Annotated in this window: 19 protein-coding genes; 8 read left to right on the top strand and 11 right to left on the bottom strand. The window is 36.7% G+C overall.

What is annotated here, in order from left to right:
• Positions 1–5: 5 nt before the first annotated feature.
• The 3 genes from LEPBI_RS15985 to LEPBI_RS15975 are packed head-to-tail and all read right to left on the bottom strand — an operon-like array spanning position 6 to position 3,137.
• Entirely contained in the window at positions 6–1,055 is a 1,050-nt protein-coding gene (locus tag LEPBI_RS15985; RefSeq protein ID WP_012390185.1) for a glycosyltransferase family 4 protein, read from the bottom strand.
• The gene (locus LEPBI_RS15980; protein WP_012390184.1) at positions 1,052–2,122 is read right to left on the bottom strand and encodes a glycosyltransferase family 4 protein; all 1,071 of its coding nucleotides are present in this window, start codon (positions 2,120–2,122) and stop codon (positions 1,052–1,054) included. The genes LEPBI_RS15985 and LEPBI_RS15980 overlap by 4 nt, the downstream gene beginning before the upstream one ends.
• A 1-nt stretch (position 2,123) precedes the next feature.
• Positions 2,124–3,137 carry an LIC_10202 family protein gene (locus LEPBI_RS15975; RefSeq protein ID WP_012390183.1) on the bottom strand — a complete coding sequence of 338 codons (1,014 nt, stop codon included), beginning with the start codon at positions 3,135–3,137 and terminating at the stop codon, positions 2,124–2,126.
• 86 nt (positions 3,138–3,223) lie between these two features.
• Here LEPBI_RS15975 and LEPBI_RS15970 point away from each other — a divergent pair, with 86 nt between their 5' ends.
• On the top strand, positions 3,224–4,144 hold the full coding sequence (locus LEPBI_RS15970; RefSeq protein ID WP_012390182.1) for a GDP-mannose 4,6-dehydratase: 921 nt from the start codon (positions 3,224–3,226) through the stop codon (positions 4,142–4,144).
• On the opposite strand, the gene LEPBI_RS15965 is transcribed toward LEPBI_RS15970, so the two are convergent.
• Positions 4,102–5,292: a M48 family metallopeptidase gene (locus LEPBI_RS15965; protein ID WP_012476444.1), complete on the bottom strand. Its 1,191-nt coding sequence runs from the start codon at positions 5,290–5,292 to the stop codon at positions 4,102–4,104. The two genes, LEPBI_RS15970 and LEPBI_RS15965, sit on opposite strands and share 43 nt — an antisense overlap.
• A gap of 3 nt (positions 5,293–5,295) precedes the next feature.
• A complete protein-coding gene (locus tag LEPBI_RS15960; RefSeq protein ID WP_187148062.1) occupies positions 5,296–6,252 on the bottom strand; it encodes a YjgN family protein in 957 nt (318 codons plus the stop codon).
• 169 nt (positions 6,253–6,421) lie between these two features.
• On the opposite strand from LEPBI_RS15960, the gene LEPBI_RS15955 reads away from it, so the two are divergent.
• Both LEPBI_RS15955 and LEPBI_RS15950 read left to right on the top strand, forming a co-directional pair.
• On the top strand, positions 6,422–6,706 hold the full coding sequence (locus LEPBI_RS15955) for an LIC_11321 family protein (RefSeq protein WP_012476443.1): 285 nt from the start codon (positions 6,422–6,424) through the stop codon (positions 6,704–6,706).
• The gene (locus LEPBI_RS15950; protein WP_012476442.1) at positions 6,682–7,650 is read left to right on the top strand and encodes a patatin-like phospholipase family protein; all 969 of its coding nucleotides are present in this window, start codon (positions 6,682–6,684) and stop codon (positions 7,648–7,650) included. The genes LEPBI_RS15955 and LEPBI_RS15950 overlap by 25 nt, the downstream gene beginning before the upstream one ends.
• Here LEPBI_RS15950 and LEPBI_RS15945 read toward each other — a convergent pair.
• Both LEPBI_RS15945 and LEPBI_RS15940 read right to left on the bottom strand, forming a co-directional pair.
• Positions 7,632–8,825: a pyridoxal phosphate-dependent aminotransferase gene (locus tag LEPBI_RS15945; protein WP_012390177.1), complete on the bottom strand. Its 1,194-nt coding sequence runs from the start codon at positions 8,823–8,825 to the stop codon at positions 7,632–7,634. The two genes, LEPBI_RS15950 and LEPBI_RS15945, sit on opposite strands and share 19 nt — an antisense overlap.
• A 1-nt stretch (position 8,826) precedes the next feature.
• Positions 8,827–9,606 carry an SDR family NAD(P)-dependent oxidoreductase gene (locus tag LEPBI_RS15940; RefSeq protein WP_012390176.1) on the bottom strand — a complete coding sequence of 260 codons (780 nt, stop codon included), beginning with the start codon at positions 9,604–9,606 and terminating at the stop codon, positions 8,827–8,829.
• Positions 9,607–9,693: 87 nt separating this feature from the next.
• Between LEPBI_RS15940 and LEPBI_RS15935 the strand changes: the two genes are divergently transcribed.
• Positions 9,694–10,917 (top strand): MFS transporter, encoded by a 1,224-nt coding sequence (locus tag LEPBI_RS15935; protein ID WP_012390175.1) that lies wholly within the window; start codon positions 9,694–9,696, stop codon positions 10,915–10,917.
• Positions 10,918–10,950: 33 nt separating this feature from the next.
• Here LEPBI_RS15935 and LEPBI_RS15930 read toward each other — a convergent pair whose 3' ends face one another.
• Both LEPBI_RS15930 and LEPBI_RS15925 read right to left on the bottom strand, forming a co-directional pair.
• Entirely contained in the window at positions 10,951–11,871 is a 921-nt protein-coding gene (locus LEPBI_RS15930) for a hypothetical protein (protein WP_012390174.1), read from the bottom strand.
• Positions 11,872–11,874: 3 nt separating this feature from the next.
• Complete coding sequence (locus tag LEPBI_RS15925; protein WP_012476441.1) at positions 11,875–12,339, bottom strand: DUF3347 domain-containing protein; 465 nt, start codon at positions 12,337–12,339, stop codon at positions 11,875–11,877.
• A gap of 139 nt (positions 12,340–12,478) precedes the next feature.
• Here LEPBI_RS15925 and LEPBI_RS15920 point away from each other — a divergent pair, with 139 nt between their 5' ends.
• Positions 12,479–12,829, top strand: a complete 351-nt coding sequence (locus LEPBI_RS15920; RefSeq protein ID WP_012390172.1) for a VOC family protein — start codon at positions 12,479–12,481, stop codon at positions 12,827–12,829.
• A gap of 44 nt (positions 12,830–12,873) precedes the next feature.
• Positions 12,874–14,355 carry a hypothetical protein gene (locus tag LEPBI_RS15915; protein WP_012390171.1) on the top strand — a complete coding sequence of 494 codons (1,482 nt, stop codon included), beginning with the start codon at positions 12,874–12,876 and terminating at the stop codon, positions 14,353–14,355.
• Here the strand turns inward: LEPBI_RS15915 and LEPBI_RS15910 are convergent.
• Positions 14,352–15,044, bottom strand: a complete 693-nt coding sequence (locus LEPBI_RS15910) for an LIC10067 family putative lipoprotein (RefSeq protein WP_041770084.1) — start codon at positions 15,042–15,044, stop codon at positions 14,352–14,354. The two genes, LEPBI_RS15915 and LEPBI_RS15910, sit on opposite strands and share 4 nt — an antisense overlap.
• Positions 15,045–15,113: 69 nt before the next feature.
• Between LEPBI_RS15910 and LEPBI_RS15905 the strand changes: the two genes are divergently transcribed.
• Positions 15,114–15,887: an enoyl-CoA hydratase-related protein gene (locus tag LEPBI_RS15905; RefSeq protein WP_012390168.1), complete on the top strand. Its 774-nt coding sequence runs from the start codon at positions 15,114–15,116 to the stop codon at positions 15,885–15,887.
• Between the two features lie 3 nt (positions 15,888–15,890).
• On the top strand, positions 15,891–16,415 hold the full coding sequence (gene dcd, locus LEPBI_RS15900) for a dCTP deaminase (protein ID WP_012390167.1): 525 nt from the start codon (positions 15,891–15,893) through the stop codon (positions 16,413–16,415).
• A 66-nt stretch (positions 16,416–16,481) separates the two neighbouring features.
• Here dcd and LEPBI_RS15895 read toward each other — a convergent pair whose 3' ends face one another.
• Positions 16,482–17,006, bottom strand: coding sequence for a DUF2147 domain-containing protein (locus LEPBI_RS15895; RefSeq protein WP_012390166.1), 525 nt, complete (start codon positions 17,004–17,006; stop codon positions 16,482–16,484).
• Positions 17,007–17,049: the final 43 nt, after the last annotated feature.

The raw sequence follows: 17,049 nt of genomic DNA, 5'->3' as shown, positions 1-17,049 counted from the left end.
AAAATCTAGCTTTTAATTACCTCTAACAATGGTAATATGCTTGTTGATTTTAAATAAGAGTTTAGATGTAAATTTTGATGATAAATCATCGTATTTCGATACTCGGCATCTTTAAAAATTTCACCTATCTGAGGAACCAAAGTTTCAAAATCTTTGTTCTGAAATAGTAGGCCAGAATCTCCAAGAGTCTCAGGAACAGCGCCAGCGGAGAATGCAACAACTGGCAATTGGAAGTGCATTGCTTCCATGAGTGGAACACAAAATCCTTCATGTTCACTCATTGATAAAAACAAATTACTTTCTAAATAGATTTTTTTTACCATTGTTTCATCGACGTAAGGGATGATTTTTACTTCATTTTGCAAATCAAGTTGTGAAATCATAAAATTGAGCTCATCCAAATAAGATTGTTGGTCTGGGTTACAAAAACCTAACATTCTTAAAGAAAATTGGTTACCATTGATTGATTTCCAAGTTCTTGCGAAGCGAATCAAATCATCTTGGCATTTATTCGGAGCGATCCTTCCTACGAATAAAAAAGAAGGAAAAATAAAAGTTTTATTTTTTGATTCTATATGCTGATGATCCCATTTTTGAAAATTGAGGTGTAATGGGAAAAGTTTTGCTTGTTTGAATCCAAGTTGTTTAAGTTCAGATAAATTGAAATTAGAAACTGCAAAGGAATGTTGGAAATGATCTCGAATGATTTCTAAATCTTCTCTACCTTTACGTAATAAATAACTAAAACGTAAATCGTAAGGTTCAAAAAAATTTTCTGGCGTTACATTATGGTAGATAAGAATTTTTTTATTGGGAAAAGGTAAAAGGAAATCTAAAACCTTAGAATGAATGGAGTGATGGTAAACGAACACATCATTTGGTTTGATGTTTAATTTTGAAATTTTTTCAGCAAATTTTCGATCACTGGATAAAACATTTTCTGCATATATCTTACCGGAATAACCTTCCTTTGCTAACAATCTTTTGATTTCCAACATCTCTTGTGAGATGGCATCACCTAGTTGGAATCCTGCAGAAAATTGGTGAATGTTCATTTGATACCACTTCTTAATATGCCTGATATCGCCTCAGCAAACGGAAACTGATTATAATATCCCAAAACATTGAATTGAGTTTGAATCATTGTTCGATATTTTTCTTTATCAAGGAGGGTTTCTTTCATGATTTGGATCAAAGACTGATTTTCTTTCGAAAAAAATAGTTTTCCACCTTCTCGCATGGTTCCAGGGATCGCTCCTTGTGCATATGCAAACACTGGTATCCCTGCACCAAAAGCTTCTAAGATTGGCAAACAAAATCCTTCATGTTCACTCATCGAAACAAAAGCACTCGATTGATTTAGGATTGATAGAACTTCTGAATCTGGTTTACCCATAAGAAAATGAACTTTATTTTCTAAATGGTATTTTCGTACATTTTCTGTTAAGCGATCAAAGTAACCATCGAATGCACCAATGATGGACCCAACACAGAAACATTCGGCATCAGGAAATTCTTTGGCCCAATTTGAAAAAAAAGTGATTAAATCTTCCCATTTTTTTTGAGGTGAAAATCTTCCGACAAACGAAATTGAAAACTTGTTCTTCACAAGTTCCTGTTTTTTTGGAATTTTTTCATATTGTTTGCAAATGGGTAATATGTAAGGATTTCGAAACTGATATCTACTGAGAGTATCGTAGTTAAATTGAGAATCACACCAAACAGAGTCACAGAAAATTGACAAACTTGCTATTTCTAAATAGGATAAAGATTCAAATTTTTCCATGGCATGGTAAATATCTTCTGTTGTCGTGTGTTCGTAAAACTTTGCCGGTGTGACATTATGAAACCTTAATATTTTGATTCCAGGTAGTTCTTGGAAAAGTGTGTAAGGATAACCGGAACCTCCATAATGCAATATATGGATATCATTCGAGTGAGTTGGAAAATCAAATGATTGTACTAGATGAAAATCACTGTTTAGTGGTTTTCCTTTTCTAGGTAATCTTGTGATGAAGTGAGTGTTGTATCCCAAATTTTGGAACACTTCCGCTAAACCGATAGCATCATTCCCTACACCATCAGAATCTTTTAATTCATCTAAATGTTGGAAAACATTCATCTTAGAATTTGGTATATCGAAATACCTTTGTGTCCTCAGAAACAGTTAGTTCTCTTAACGAATTGAATCCCAAAGTGTTTAAATAATTTGGCAAAAGATCTAAGTTGATTTCTGTCACTTGTAAATCTCGAAACGGTCGATGGTTGTTTTCTGGTAATATTGAGACCGAAAAGTAAATATGATTTCCTTTTGTGAGAATGGCAGAGATTTCACCAAAAATTCTTTCAATCGCAAAAGAAGGAAATTTGTTTAAAGGTAAATAAACCAATATATCCAAATTCTGTATTTTCAATTGAGACAAAGGGAAAATACTTTCTAGTAAATGTATGTTATGCGAAAGTTTTCTTTTAATAAAATCATGTTGATCTGAGTTAGAAGTAATCGCCTGGAAGGGAATTTTAGAAATTGTTAATTGTTTTAAGATCTCTCCCCATTCAGGAAATAAAACCAAAACTTGTCTTGAATCTTTTAGATCTTCAACTGCCAGATTCCAACTTGGATTGATACCGGCATCGATAAAGTATGAATTTGTTGCCCAACTAAAGTTAGGCGAAGATTTTTGATTTGTATTCAACAAATGATCACGATAAAAACCATCAAATCGTTTTTCCATTTGTTCCAATCGTTTTCCCAAACGAACCAATTCATGAAGAACGGAGAAAAATGCACGAATTCGATTTTCTGAAAGTTTTTTATCAATCTGACCGTATACGGAAATCAGTCGATTGATGATGTATTTAACAGGACCACGTATGTACCAAAACTTGGGATTCGAAAACTTCGGACTCGAAATCCCTTTTTCAAATAAGTGAGCAGTACCTGCTGGGTCAAATTTGCGAAATCCAAGAGGGGATTCTGGTTTATAGCTGATTTTTGTGAGTTCAGACCAGTGTGTGTTTTGATTTGGGTCCAAGGGGATCTTTGCTTCCAGAGATTCGACAATTTCTTGTACGCTGAGCTGTGGGTCTCGGATTTCGACAAAGGGGGATGGATTGAATTTCTGTTTGTCTTCCACAGTTTTCTTTCTTTTGTTGAGAGGATTTGAAAAATTGGAAGAATGGCAACTAAATCTTAGGGTCAGATCAGAAAATTCCCTTTTCTATGAAAAAAAAACAAACTTTAATCACCGGAGCCAGTGGATTTGTGGGAAGTTATCTCCTCCCTGCACTCAAAACCCATGGTAGTTATGAAATTCATTGCTTTCAAGGTGACATTCGAAGCCGAGAAACCGTAGAGGATCAGTTAAAAAAAGTCCAACCAGATATTTTGATCCATTTAGCTGCCCAGGCATTTGTTCCCAATGCCATCGCGAATCCCTGGGAAACTGAAGAAATCAATGTTGGCGGCACCTTAAATCTTTTAGAAATTTTACATCGATTACAAAAACCATGTAAGATGTTGTACGTTTCATCAGCTGATGTTTACGGAAAACAAAACATGGATGTCCTTCCCTTGGAAGAGTCCTTATTGCCAAAACCAGTCAATCCTTATGCAGGAAGCAAATTAGCAGCAGAATCATTTTGTCGGCAATACTCTGAATATAGTCCTTCTGTTTCCGTTGTGATCGCACGTCCCTTCAATCATATTGGGATCGGCCAAAGAAAAGAATTTGTGATTCCAAATTTTTGTTCGCAAATCATCGAAGCAAAATATGCGGGGAAAAAAGAAATTTTAGTGGGTGATTTAGCACCGACTCGTGACTTTTCTCATGTGGAGGATATCGTTGCTGGTTATCTGACTCTGATCGAAAGGGGAGAATCGGGAGAAATATATAACATTTGTTCTGGAGAAGAACGTAGCATCCGTTATATGGTAGAAGAACTCGTAAAATTTTCTGGCGAAAATATTAAATTTTTAGTAGATGAAAGCAGAGTTCGTTCCTCCGAAACATCTCGGGTGTATGGTAACAATCAAAAACTAAAATCGTTAGGGTGGAAAAACAAACATAGTTTGAGTGAAACTCTAAAGGAAATTTATGATCATTTGGAATCCGAATTTTTTAAATTCAAACAAACCGTTTGAACTTCATTCCAAGTCTTATCAGAAACCACTTTTTTGATGTTCCCTTTTTTACCTTTCTGAATCAAAGTCTCTAATGTTTTCATCCTTTCTTTTGTCGCGGGGTGCGTACTTAAAAAATCTGTGATTTGACTAACAGTAGAGTCACCTTCTTTCGCACTGGTAGCAGATTGATCCGATTCGGTTTCATCATTTTCCAATGTTTCCATTCGTTTGAAAAAACTAAGGAGTCCATCTGTAGACATATTTTGTGCTTTTAGATATTCGATAGAAGTTTTGTCCGCTTCTGTTTCAAAGTCTCTGGAAAACTTCAATACCAAAATAGTGGAACCAATTTCTGTGAAGGTTTCTAAAAATTCCATATTCCCTAAACCAGGACCTACCACCAAACTGATCGCAAGCGAAGTTCCACCAGCTTTGACCAAATTCCGCATATGGTGTCTTTTTTCCACATGGGCAATTTCATGTGCTAACACACCTATCACCTCTTCTTGTGACTCGGCTTCGTTCAGTAATCCTGAGAAAAAATAAATTTTACCATTGGATAAGGCAAAGGCATTGGGAACGGTGGAAGCAATCACCGAAACTTGAAACTCATGTTTGCTATCTTTTGGAACTATTTTTTTAAGTGCTTCTGCGAAAAAACGATCCGTTGCTTTTGAATCACATTTTTCAAATTGCGATTCCATTTTCAATTGAACGGAATCTCCCAACGATTTGTCCATCGAAAGAGGAATGACATTGGTAACGAGTTCTAGTCCTTTAAAATAGAAAAAACCAACGATGGAAACTACCGTAAGCGATAGGATTCCAAGAACGATCGGGTTCATTTCGCGAATGGAGTAAAAAAGAGCACTGGAATGACTTTGTGATTTTTTGTTTTGGATCCAAATTTTTTCTAATAGTTTGGATTCTGCTTTTGTACAAAAAATTTCCAAAACTGGACTTTCTTTGGTTTCGTCTGGAAGAAGAATCAACTTACAGCCCTTATGCGTCTGTGTGAATTCTGTAAATTGGGAAATATTTAATTTATGATGAGTATCAGATGATGTGAATTGGACAGTTTGGCCATGGACAAGAACGGTCCCCTCTTCAGGGACCGCCGAGACACCATTAAAATATCGTGATGTAAATGTTTGGTTTTGAAACAATGTTTAAGATAGGAAGGCTTCTAAAGTTTCCGCAAGTGCTTCCAATCCTTCCGCGGTAGCATTTGCAGTTGCATCTGGTTGGGCAGAAATCGTTGAGAAGTCAACTTCTGCTTCTAAACTCACAGATTCGATGAACAATTTTGTCAATCGAACCACAGCCCAAGCAAATCCAATACCGAGTGTGAATAGAATGATCAAATAAGCGATCAGAAAATTCACAAAAATCTTTCCGCCAGTGAGATCAGATCTAAATTTTTTGCCTTGGAAACTAGTGCGATTCCAAATGTAGTTTTGGACGTCAGCCAAAAACCAAGAATAATAAATTCCGACTGTCACGATGCTAAGAAGGATTCCTTTTAAGTATAAAAAGAAAATTTCCTTACCATCTGCAGAAAAACCAAAATTTGTATTTCCATAACGAGTTTTGCTTTGGATGTACGCTTCTTTTTCTGCAAAAAACCATGGATAATAGATTCCAAGTGTAACGATAGTGAGGAGAATCCCTTTTCCATAAATTTTTGCAACTTCTATGATTTTACCATCAAATCCAAATCGAAGATTCCGATACCCAGTGCGGGAAGTGATGTACTTTCTACCACCAACGATGATGATAGGAACAAGTGCCAACACCACTCCCAAATACAATACGATCCCGATGATTGTAGCGAAGTAAGGGACGGGAATTTTGTTTGCGATCCAAAGTATGATCATGATCGCGATGTAAAGTACGACGAAAATTCCTGCGGCTTTTAAAAACCCGATGAATCTTTCTTTTCCAGTTCCATGAAAGGAAAAACGTTCACCAGCCCATTCCAAATTCTCTGCCATAAACTTTTGGATGTTGGTCCTTGCCCAAAAGCTGTAGATCCCTAAAGTCACTACCGTTAGAAACATATTCTTCAAAAATAGCATGAAGAGTTGTCCGCCAGTGGCGTGGTATTGTAGTCTTGTATTGCTCATTGATTTCCCCAAAGGATAATTAGTGTCCAGAGTATCCACTATCTTCGAATTGGGTAAAGAAAAATATTTCCAAACCATTAGAAATACATTTTATACGGTTGAACACAATTCACTATTTTTTAAAAAATCATAGAACATGAGCTTTGTTCCTTACGTCTACATGTGTAGAATGCGTACAACGTTTGCGATTTTCCTTATCTATGTCAGCGTTTTGAGTCTGTGGGCTGATCCAAGACAGGAATTACCCCCAAGTCTTGGCGACCTCAAAGGCCAAGACAAATCCGTTCGACAACCACCTGATAGAAAAGACAAAAAAGGTTGTTGTAAAATCAAATACCCTGCGGGAGGGTATGACTTCTTTCTGGCAACGGAAGAAGATTGTCGTGCAAGTTTGTATTTTGACAGGTTTCTGGGAGAAAACAATACACTATGCTTTCGTTGGGAAGGGGATTAGAATTAGCCGAATTTATGGGCGTCCGTGAACAAGTTTTACAAACATTAGTCAAAATATTTCCTACTTACGACGCCTCACTTGCGATTGCAGGTGGAGGTTGTAAGGCGTTTTATGCACTGGGTGTAGGGAAAACTCTGAGAGAGTGGGGAGTGCGATTCACGGAGTTATCTGGTGTGTCTGCTGGTGCTGCGATGGCTCTTTGTATTTTGTCCCAAACAGAGGAAGAATCCGTTGAATACTTCGAAGAAATCACCAAACGGAATTCTAGAAATTTTCATTTTTCAAATTTGTTACGTGGGGAGTCCACATTTCCACACGAGGATATGTATCGACGAACCATTCGTTTCGGAATGCGTTTTGATCGAGTTTTAGAATCGGGTGCCAAAATTTGGATCCATTCTGTGAAAGCACATCCAAAAGAAGATTCTTTAAAAAACAAATTTCGATTGGCTCGTTTGATTTCAGAAACTGGCCGGGCCTTTATATTAGATGACAGGGACCGCTCAGAAGGAATCCCAGCCAACCGCATCGCAGAAATCATCAAAAAGTGGAATATGGAAGATGTAGACTTTACAGAAAAGGATTTTGTAAATTCAGAAACCATTGAGCAATTCATTTTGAATTCTTCTTCCATTCCTCCCATCGTTGACTTTCAATCCGTTGGCAACGAATACTACTTAGATGGAGGACTCACAAACAATATGATGATCGAAACCTTCTCTCCGAAGGCAAAAATCATAGGAATTCATTACGAACCAAATACAATTGTAGGAAAAGATCCCGATTTACTAGCAAGGTCGTTTTTAATCACACCTTCCAAACCTCTTCCCATCACTTCCTTCGATTACACCAATCCCAAAGGTGTTAGAGAAACATTTGAATTAGGGAAAGCGGACGCATTGGCAAAAAAATCAGAGATCATCAATTATTTAAAAAAGAACTGAAGTAAGTTGAGTCCTTTTTCTAAGGTTTCTTCTTCTGTGATTAAACTAATTACAAGAATACACCTGTTATGCGAAAATCCGTACCAAGTTCCTGGGTGTAAGGATACTTTGGTCTCTTTTAGTATCTCTAACACCACAATTTCATCATCTTTTTCTACATTGAACTCGAGTAAAAAATACCATCCTGCTTCTGGTGTGTGAAAAGTTTTAATTTTAGGGGTTCCTTGTGCAAAATTTAAACAAGTTGCAATATTTCGCATAACTCTTGTTCGAATTCTATTTTGAACCATTGTTTTCCAAGGTAACAACTCAAAAGAAGCTGATTGGATGAATGAATTTACCGAAAGATAGGTGTCTGTGATGAAACTGAGTTTTTTTTGAATCTCCGATTGGAGGGGCTCAGGAGAAAGATTCAAGATCCAAGCGAGTTTGGCTTGGGGAAGAGCCAACATTTTGGAAAAACCATGACAAACAAATAATGGGAAATTCGGTTTCGAAGGTAGGAAATGAGAATCACCAGAATAATCATATGCTTCAAAAACTTCATCTACAATCACAGGCAATTGGATGCCAAAAGATTCCCATTCTTTCCAAAATGATTCTGTGGTTTTGGATCCTGTTGGGTTCGAGGGACTGACAAGAATGATGGCTTTCGTTTTTGTACTGATCGTATTCGCTATGGATTCCGCATCATATACCCATCGGCCAGTTTTAGGATCTTCTTTCAAATGGTAATGGACTTCTTTTAAGTTTTCCAATCCTACAAGAAAACTAAAAAGGGGATATCCTGGATTTGGTGTTAAAATTTCATCACCTGGATTCGTTAGTAATTTAAATAAAAATGAATACGCTTCTGAAGTGCTCGCTGTTAGGTGAAAATTGGAAGGATTTGTTGGAATCTCTCGATTTGTATAAAAGGAACTAATTTCTTTTCGAACAGATTCCAATCCTTCAGGAATTGGATCATAGATACTTACATTGAGGTTAGAAAGTATATGAGTTAAAACAGAAGGTGGAAACTCCAATCCCAATTGTGTTGGATTGGAATTTCCTAATTCAATGATTGGAATTCCCGATTCTATTAAATCTGATTTAGTTTTATGAATAGAATTTTCAGATTGGATTTCCCCTAACGAAGAAAAACGATTTGAAAACGGGAATAAATTTTTTGTCAAATCAACCAACTTTATTTAGATACTTTGCTATTTTACGAATCATTGCTCTTGGCGTCACACGGATTGACTCTGCTAATACAAAGTTCAAAAAACCTGGAATTTTTACGACTTTCTTTCCAAATAAAGCCTTTAAACCAATATCCACAACATCTTGGGAGTTCATTGCTAATATCGAAGATTTCACTAACTTACTATCTGACATTTTTGCTCGTTCAAAAAATTCTGTTTTAGTGGGACCAGGGCATAGGCAGGAAACGGTTACACCATACTCTCGAACTTCTTCCGCTAAACCTTCGCTTAACGAGAGTACGTATGCTTTGGTGGCATAGTAGTTTGTCATCAATGGTCCTGGTTGGAAGGCAGCAGTAGAAGCCACGTTGAGAATGTATCCTTCCTTATTTGTCACCATGTCTTGTAAAAACAAATGGCATAATTCCGCCAAAGTAGTGACATTCAGTTGGATCATCTTTGATTCTTCTGAAAATGAATTTTTGTGAAATTCTCCATTTAAACCGTACCCAGCATTATTAACCAAACAACTGACTTGTACTTTTAACTTTTTGACTGATTTATAAATTTTTTCAGCAGCATTTGGAACTGATAAATCTTCTGCGATGACAATGCCGTCTAAACCATACTTCTGTTTGATTTCGGCCGCAAGACTTTTGAGTCTGTCAGCATTCCTAGCTACCAATATTGGAGTATAACCTAGTTTTGCCAACGAATGGGCAAAATCTTTTCCTAGTCCCGTAGATGCACCTGTGATTAAAGCATATTTCATAAAGGAAATTTATTTCAGTTTAGAAAACTTGGCAATTCTTAAATAAATTGTTTTGGCAATTTTGACTAGCTGGTCAATATTCGTATTATGAGCCAACCTCTTACCCATCCGCTTCATACGATCCAAAAAGAAAGAGCCATCATATTTATTTTAGCCGCATTACAGTTTTTACATGTTTTAGATTTTGTGATCATGATGCCCCTTGGGCCAGTATTTATGGAAAGTTTTAATATTGATGCTGCGGCATTTGGATTACTTGTGTCTTCCTATTCCATAAGTGCCGGAGTGTTTGGATTGATTGGTGCCTTGTTTTTAGATACCTTTGATCGTAAATTGAGTTTACTCGTTTTATTTTTTGGATTTTCATTTGGTACTTTTTTATGTGCCTTTGCCAATAGTTATGTTTTTTTACTCATCGCACGGGTGATCGCAGGTGGCTTCGGGGGAATGATTGGTGCCACGGTACTTTCCATCATTGGAGATATCATACCAGTGTTTCGAAGGGGCACTGCTACTGGTGTTGTGATGGGTTCCTTTTCTGTTGCTTCGGTAGTGGGCGTTCCTTTTGGATTAGAACTAGCTGAAAGATTCGGATGGCATTTTCCTTTTCTTTCTTTGGGGATTGCAGGTTTTTTAATTTTGCCCCTTGGTTATAAATTATTACCATCGATTCGTTATCATCTCGATTCAGACATAAAAGTAAAACAATCTCAGGTTAAGTCCTTACTATTGGTTTTGAAGAAAAAAGAACATTTCCCTCCGTTTATTTTTATGGTCTTTTTAATGTTTGGTGGGTTTACAGTGATTCCGTTTTTAAGTCCATTTTTAGTTTCTAATGTAGGTCTTTCCACAAAACAGATTCCATACATTTACTTCTTTGGTGGCCTTGTCACGTTTTTCACAAGTAGATACATTGGTAAACTAGCCGATCGATTCGGGAAATTTATTATTTATCAAATCGTCACTGTTCTTGCCATCATTCCAGTCATTTTGGTTGTCACTATGACAAAAACAGCCCTTCCCATGATTTTAGTTATCACAACCATTTTTATGGTATTTGTTTCTGGTAGGATGGTCCCTGCCTTTGCGATGGTCACATCGGCTGTGGAGCCTCGGATTCGAGGGAGTTTTATGTCTGTCAATTCAGCCATCCAACAGATTGCTTCAGGGGCCGCTTCTTACGTCGCAGGATTAATTCTTTACCAAAACGCAGATAAACAATTTGTGAATTATGAATTGGTAGGGATGATTTCGGTATTGAGTCTGTTGTTTAGTGTGTATTTAGCTAAAAAAATTAAAATCTCAGGTTGAATATTTATTAACGTTAGCAAAAGTTAGATTATACTATAATTCTAATTTTCCAGTTTCAAGAAAATCGATGATCATACGTTTTTGAGGAGGTGTGATCATCTTTTTTTCAAGCAATTGATTTAATATTTCTTCTGAGGTTCCAATTTCGATACCACTTAATTCTGAAAAAATATACTGAAAATATTTATCGATGCGATGGTCGGAAATATAAGAAGTCAGTTTGGCACTGGTTTCTAAGATTAAGTTTTGCCTACGTACCAATTCTTCCATAGTGGAAAGAATGATGGAAACTTCAGGATCTTCTGCAAATAGTTGCAACATATGATCATAAATTTTTGGCGATTGCAAAGGGAGTTCATAAATCGAATCTCCTAAAGCAGTATATAAAGATTTTTCTTCTTCAAAATCCAAACCAGTGTATTTATGTAAATTGGAAACTACTTCGGAAGGTAAAATGGTCAGAAATTGACATGCATACTCAGGTTCTTTTAAATAGCGAACAAAGTATTGAATCAAATCACAAATTCTTAAATAACTAACAAATGTCCAATATTTGAAACTACGAATGTCAAACATGTGTTTAATTGATTTTTCACGTTTGAGTGATTCACGAAGATTCATATAATTTTCAAAATCTATTTTAAATAAATAACTTAAAGTATGATTGGAAAACGATTCTATGATTTCGCGAACTAAAGTAGGTTCGCCGATGTATAAAAAATAGGTAATGAGTTCGAGATTGTCTTTGTTCGTCCAAAGAAACTTTTCCAAATTTTTTGCAGGAATCTGGGAAAATGCCGAGAAACCAATTTTAAAAGTGACTTTGTCCTGTAAAAATGCTTCTAGTTTGTTTTTTGCAATACAATCTTCGTCTACGTCTTGTTTTGCGAATGAATGCCTGCAACTAGGTGGGCAGGCTTCAAAAAGTGATGTACCTAAAAAACATTTTGGCATGAATTATTGCATTAACTCTCCACAATCTCTCATTTCGGGAGCGTATGGATTTTTTACTTCTCTTCCCGTCATTAACCAGGATTTATCGACCATTGGACAATAAAACCGATTGTACTTCAATTGATTTGGTACTTCTGATCGGATTTGAATCAATATTTCTTGGATTTTGGAAATTTTTTCATAACTGGATTCTAAATCGGTTGGATCGGTCGGGATGTGAGTCAATATCTGTTCCCCCCACGATCGCAATTTAGGATGGTCACTCGCAACCAAACTTTGAATCGTTTCTGAAAATTCTTTCCAATTTGGATTTGGATTCTCTTTCAAGAATTGTTCGAGTACCGATTGATTGCCCGCGAGCAGAGTTTCCACCAATTTTTGATGTTGTGGACCAAAGGGTACGACCTCCTCCTTACAAGAGAGGGCGAAAAAGGCTAAAACAAGGAGTGAAATCCGAAATACTTTCATAATTTGATTCTTTTTTCCTGACTTGGAATTGGAATTCAAATTTTACGTCCGAGTTTGTTGGATGGGGGTTGCTTTTTTCTCGACAAAGCCGGTTTTTCAAGCATGATGACAGAAAAGTTCACGAAGGTGTAATTCCATTATGATTATTGTAGAAGGCATTGGCCACGTCAGTATCCCCGTCTCCCAACTCGACACCTCTATCGATTTTTACCGGGACATTTTTGACTTCGAAGTGGAGACAAAGAAGGCTACTGAGGCAATTCTTTCTCTCGATTCCTTCAGAATTCGTTTGGTGAAAGCAGAAGTTTCTGATCGTTCACTTCCCATCCTAAGTTTTGTCATGGATGTGGATGATTTTACAGAAGCCATAAGCGAATTAGAAGAAAAGAATGTAAAGATCATCAAAGGACCAGAAGGAACCGATTCTGGTGAAAGTTTGACGTTTGCTGATCCTAGTCAAAATTTAATCGAGATCTTTTACTCAAACTAAATCCTGTTGCTTTTTTAGTCTTTTATTCGTAACATCCTCTTGGTATGTCGCAAGAGTTTCAAGAGGGTGATAACGAAATCCAATCCATAGTCGATTTTAAAAAAGGTTACGTTTACTTTCTCAATAATTTCCAAAACATAGTCGGGAGTTTTCTTCAATTCCTAGTAACAGGACTAACGGAAGCAAACAAACGAGAGATTTTACCGTTTCGAAAAACTCTCGATCAAGAACTCGACAAGTCCCAAAAAAAAATCAAAGAGATCATCTTTAACTTAGATGAGAAACATTTATTTGCACAGGTAAGGAAGGATTACTCTCGTTACTTTTCTCGGCATATCGAAGATAATAACCGAGATGATTTCATCCAGTTCCATTTGATCTTTGAGATGTTGCGATTTTTTTATATTGAAACCAAAGAAGGATGGGAGAAATTAAAAGCCGCTGTTTTAGAGAATCCTTTTACTGATTTAGAATTTCAAAAAAATGGACTTCTCAACTATCGAATCGTACCTGCCTTAGAAAAACTAAATCATTTGGAAATTTTACTTCGAAGGATGAGTTTTATCTTACAAATCGACAATCCAAATAGTTTGAGTGAATTCAAACCTACAAAACCAAAATATCGTGATAAAACAACGTATCGGCTATCAGCTGTTTTTGATGAATCATTGTATGACAAACCAAAAGATTTGGAACCGGAAGATTCTGGAATTGAATACAAAGCAGACGAAGTCATTCAAAACCATCAGGAAAAATCAAAGGACAATTGGAAAGTTGTCAAACAAAAGATCAAAAACGAAGGGGAACCTAATTATATCCAAGCTTACGGAAAATATACTTGGAACTCGGACCAACATTATTTTTTTCGATATGAATTGGATAAATACAATGCAGAAAAAGCCTTATTCAAAACAGCGATCAGTTTGGATTCCCATTTGGGAGCAGATGAACAAGTGTTACGTTCTGAATTAATTCGTTCCATGACAAGTATTGAAAAAAAAGGAAAATCAGCTGAGGACTTTGAATTAGAATACCAAAGCTTTCTCAAACAATTTTTTACTTTTTGTGAAAACATCATTTTGATGAATATGATGTTACCGACGCAATTTAAATATGTTTTTTTGTTTCACTTGGGACCTTCCCACTTTTACATGATTGCAAAAAAATTCTTAATGGAAGTAAACACAGGTTATGTTCACGCTAGGGGCAGCGATGGTAAAAAGGTCATCCGATTGATTCCAGGGGAATATGTAAAAAAACATGTGATCGATTATTGGAATGAAGTGATTTTACCAAATGTTGGTGAAGAAAAAAATAACTTAGCATTACTGAAAAAAATAACAGAAATGATCGAAGAGAAATACAAAGAAATTTCAAAACTGGCGATCAAAAATTATGAAAATCTTGATGTTGAAATCAAAACTTCTAAACCGAGAGAAACCATATTTCGCGAGTATATGAATGAGTGGATGGGAGCAGCCAATCTCATTGTATTCAAACGATTCGTTAAAAATAAATCGTTTTAGAGAACTAAACTACAAGTCGCTGATTCTGCGGTGATATAAAACTGCGTGGCAACTCCTGATGGAAATGGAATGATTGGATTGTTTTGTAAAACGTAATCTGTCGCTTGGCAAGAACGGCTAAACACACGGACTGTGACAACACTTTCGCAACTAATCGTCAAGTTACGTTCAGACAATAGAGTATCGGTTCGAAATGCCTTGGTTTCATTCCCATCATATTCTACGGATATTCCTTGGCCTTGTTTGAGTTCGATTTCGGGTCCATACTGTTTGTTTGTCACTGAGTAACAATCGACGAAAAATTCCATTCCGGAACAATTCACACCCGTTTTGGAATTCGGTAAACAGGAACCACCTGATTTCGAAACGGTGATGTAACCAGAATATGTTCCATCAGGAACTTTCGTATAAAGTTCAGTGCCTAAATTCAAAGAGAGCGTCGCTACTGTGTCATTGAACCGAACCACGGGTTCGAGGCCAAAATTTTCACCTTTGATGATCACTTCTGTCGCGGTATAAAATGCATTGGAATTGTTTTGAGTCGGTGTGCCGATTTGAGGGGTCACAGATGAAATCACAGGTGGTGAAGTCAGAAGGGCTGCCAAGGGGTCTTCTGATGACGATTTAATGCAGGAAAAACTGTTTCCAAACACTAGTGAGAATCCGATTGTGTATAAAATCCTTCTCATGACTGCTTTTTCCATTATCGGATATTTTTTCCAAGATTCATTTCTATTTTTTACATTACGGGAAATTCTATGAACACTGTCTCACTCCAAACGATTGATTCTTATGTAGCATTCATGGAATTGAATCGACCTGAGGCAAAAAACGCGATTTCGATTCAATTTTTGAATGAGTTACAGAACTGTATTGCAAACGTAGAATCAGGTAAATTTCGAGCCCTTGTGATCATGGGAGTCGGAGATTCCTTCTGTTCAGGTGCCGACTTAAAGGAACGAAAGACTATGTCGGAAACAGAAGTCAAAACTTTCCTTCGAAATATCAATCTATGTTTTTCCAGATTGACAAACTTACCAATCCCTACGATTGCAGCCATTAACGGCTTTGCGTTTGGAGGTGGTTTAGAATTGGCAATTTCGTGTGATATTCGTTATGCGAATAGTACAGCAATTATGGGTTTAACCGAAACAAAACTTGGTATCATCCCTGGCGCTGGCGGAACACAAAGATTATCTCGTATTGTTGGAGAAGCAACTGCGATGGAATGGATTTTTTCTGGTAAAAAATTAACAAGTGTCGAGGCACTTGAACGGGGTTTGGTTTCGAAAGTTGTGAATCCAGAGGAACTTAAGGATTCTTCTCTTGCCTTAGCAAGGGAGATATCAGAATCTGCACCTATCGCTGTTTCTGCTGCGAAAAAGGCAATTCGGCAAGGGTTCCAATTGCCAATGGAATCAGCATTAGTTTGGGAACAATTGTGTTATTCTGAAACGTTAACATCGAAAGATAGATTAGAAGCCTTACAAGCTTTCGCCGAAAAAAGAAAACCAATATTTAAGGGAGAATGAACTTTGATTTTAACTGGCAAAGAAATTTTAAAAAGACTCGGTTCCGATATCAAAATTGAACCCTATGATGAAAAACTATTAAATCCAAATTCCTATAATTTACGATTACACGAAGATTTATTGGTTTATTCTGAATTTCCATTGGATATGAAAAAACCAAATCCTGTACGAACCTTAAAAATTCCGGAAGAAGGTTTGTTGCTTGAACCGGGGAATTTGTATTTAGGAAGAACCATAGAATTCACGGAAACTCATAACCTTGTTCCCATGTTAGAGGGAAGGTCTTCCATAGGAAGACTTGGAATGTTTGTTCATATCACTGCTGGATTTGGAGATGTGGGGTTTAAAGGATTTTGGACTTTGGAAATCCAAGTGACTCATCCGTTACGTGTGTATTCAGGTGTGCAAATTTGCCAGATATTCTACCATACTGTGGAAGGGGAAATCAGCGAATACAAATCAGGAAAGTACCAAGCGAATCAAGGGATCCAACCTTCCTTACTCTATAAAGACTTTGAAAAAAAGTAATTTTTACTTCTTATAACAAAAGTTACCTGCCAGCCAGTTTGGTCGGCAGGTGTTTGATCATTTCAATTATTTTTTAGTTTTAAACGTACAATCCCATTTAGGATCGTCCAGGTTCATAGAACCTAATTTCACCCAATTGTTTGTTTTTCCGATGAATGTGATGGAACAAAGAGTTCCTTTAAGGTCCAATCGATTGCCACCGTCAAGAGCTGTGAATTTTCCACAGTATGTTTTTCCATCACGCGGATTGTAAATACGGCCGTTTTTATAAACACCTTCTCCCGCATAATCAAATCCAGTGATAAAGACCATTCCTAAATTGGGACGGGTTCTTAACTTAGGATCCTCGTTATTGTGATCTAAATAAGGTGTTCCAGGAATCCCTTTGTCTTTCTCTTTTTCTGGGTAAGCGTTGTCCTTGATACAAACTGTTTTTCCACAGTATTTATCACCACACTTGAAAATTTCGATGACCGAATCTTTTTCAGGTGGAAGGTATCTTCCTAAAGCCACATTGGCATCTTGCGCGAGTAAAGTAGTACTAGAAAGTAGTACGACTGCCCAAACACTTAATACAATTCTTAAATTCATACAGATCCTTATTCTAAAAAATGGATTCGCTTATTTTGTCAGA

This window comes from Leptospira biflexa serovar Patoc strain 'Patoc 1 (Paris)', assembly GCF_000017685.1.
Taxonomy (GTDB): Bacteria; Spirochaetota; Leptospiria; order Leptospirales; family Leptospiraceae; genus Leptospira_A; species Leptospira_A biflexa.
Note: the sequence above shows the minus strand (reverse complement) of the source record. Positions and strands in the feature narration are given on the sequence as shown.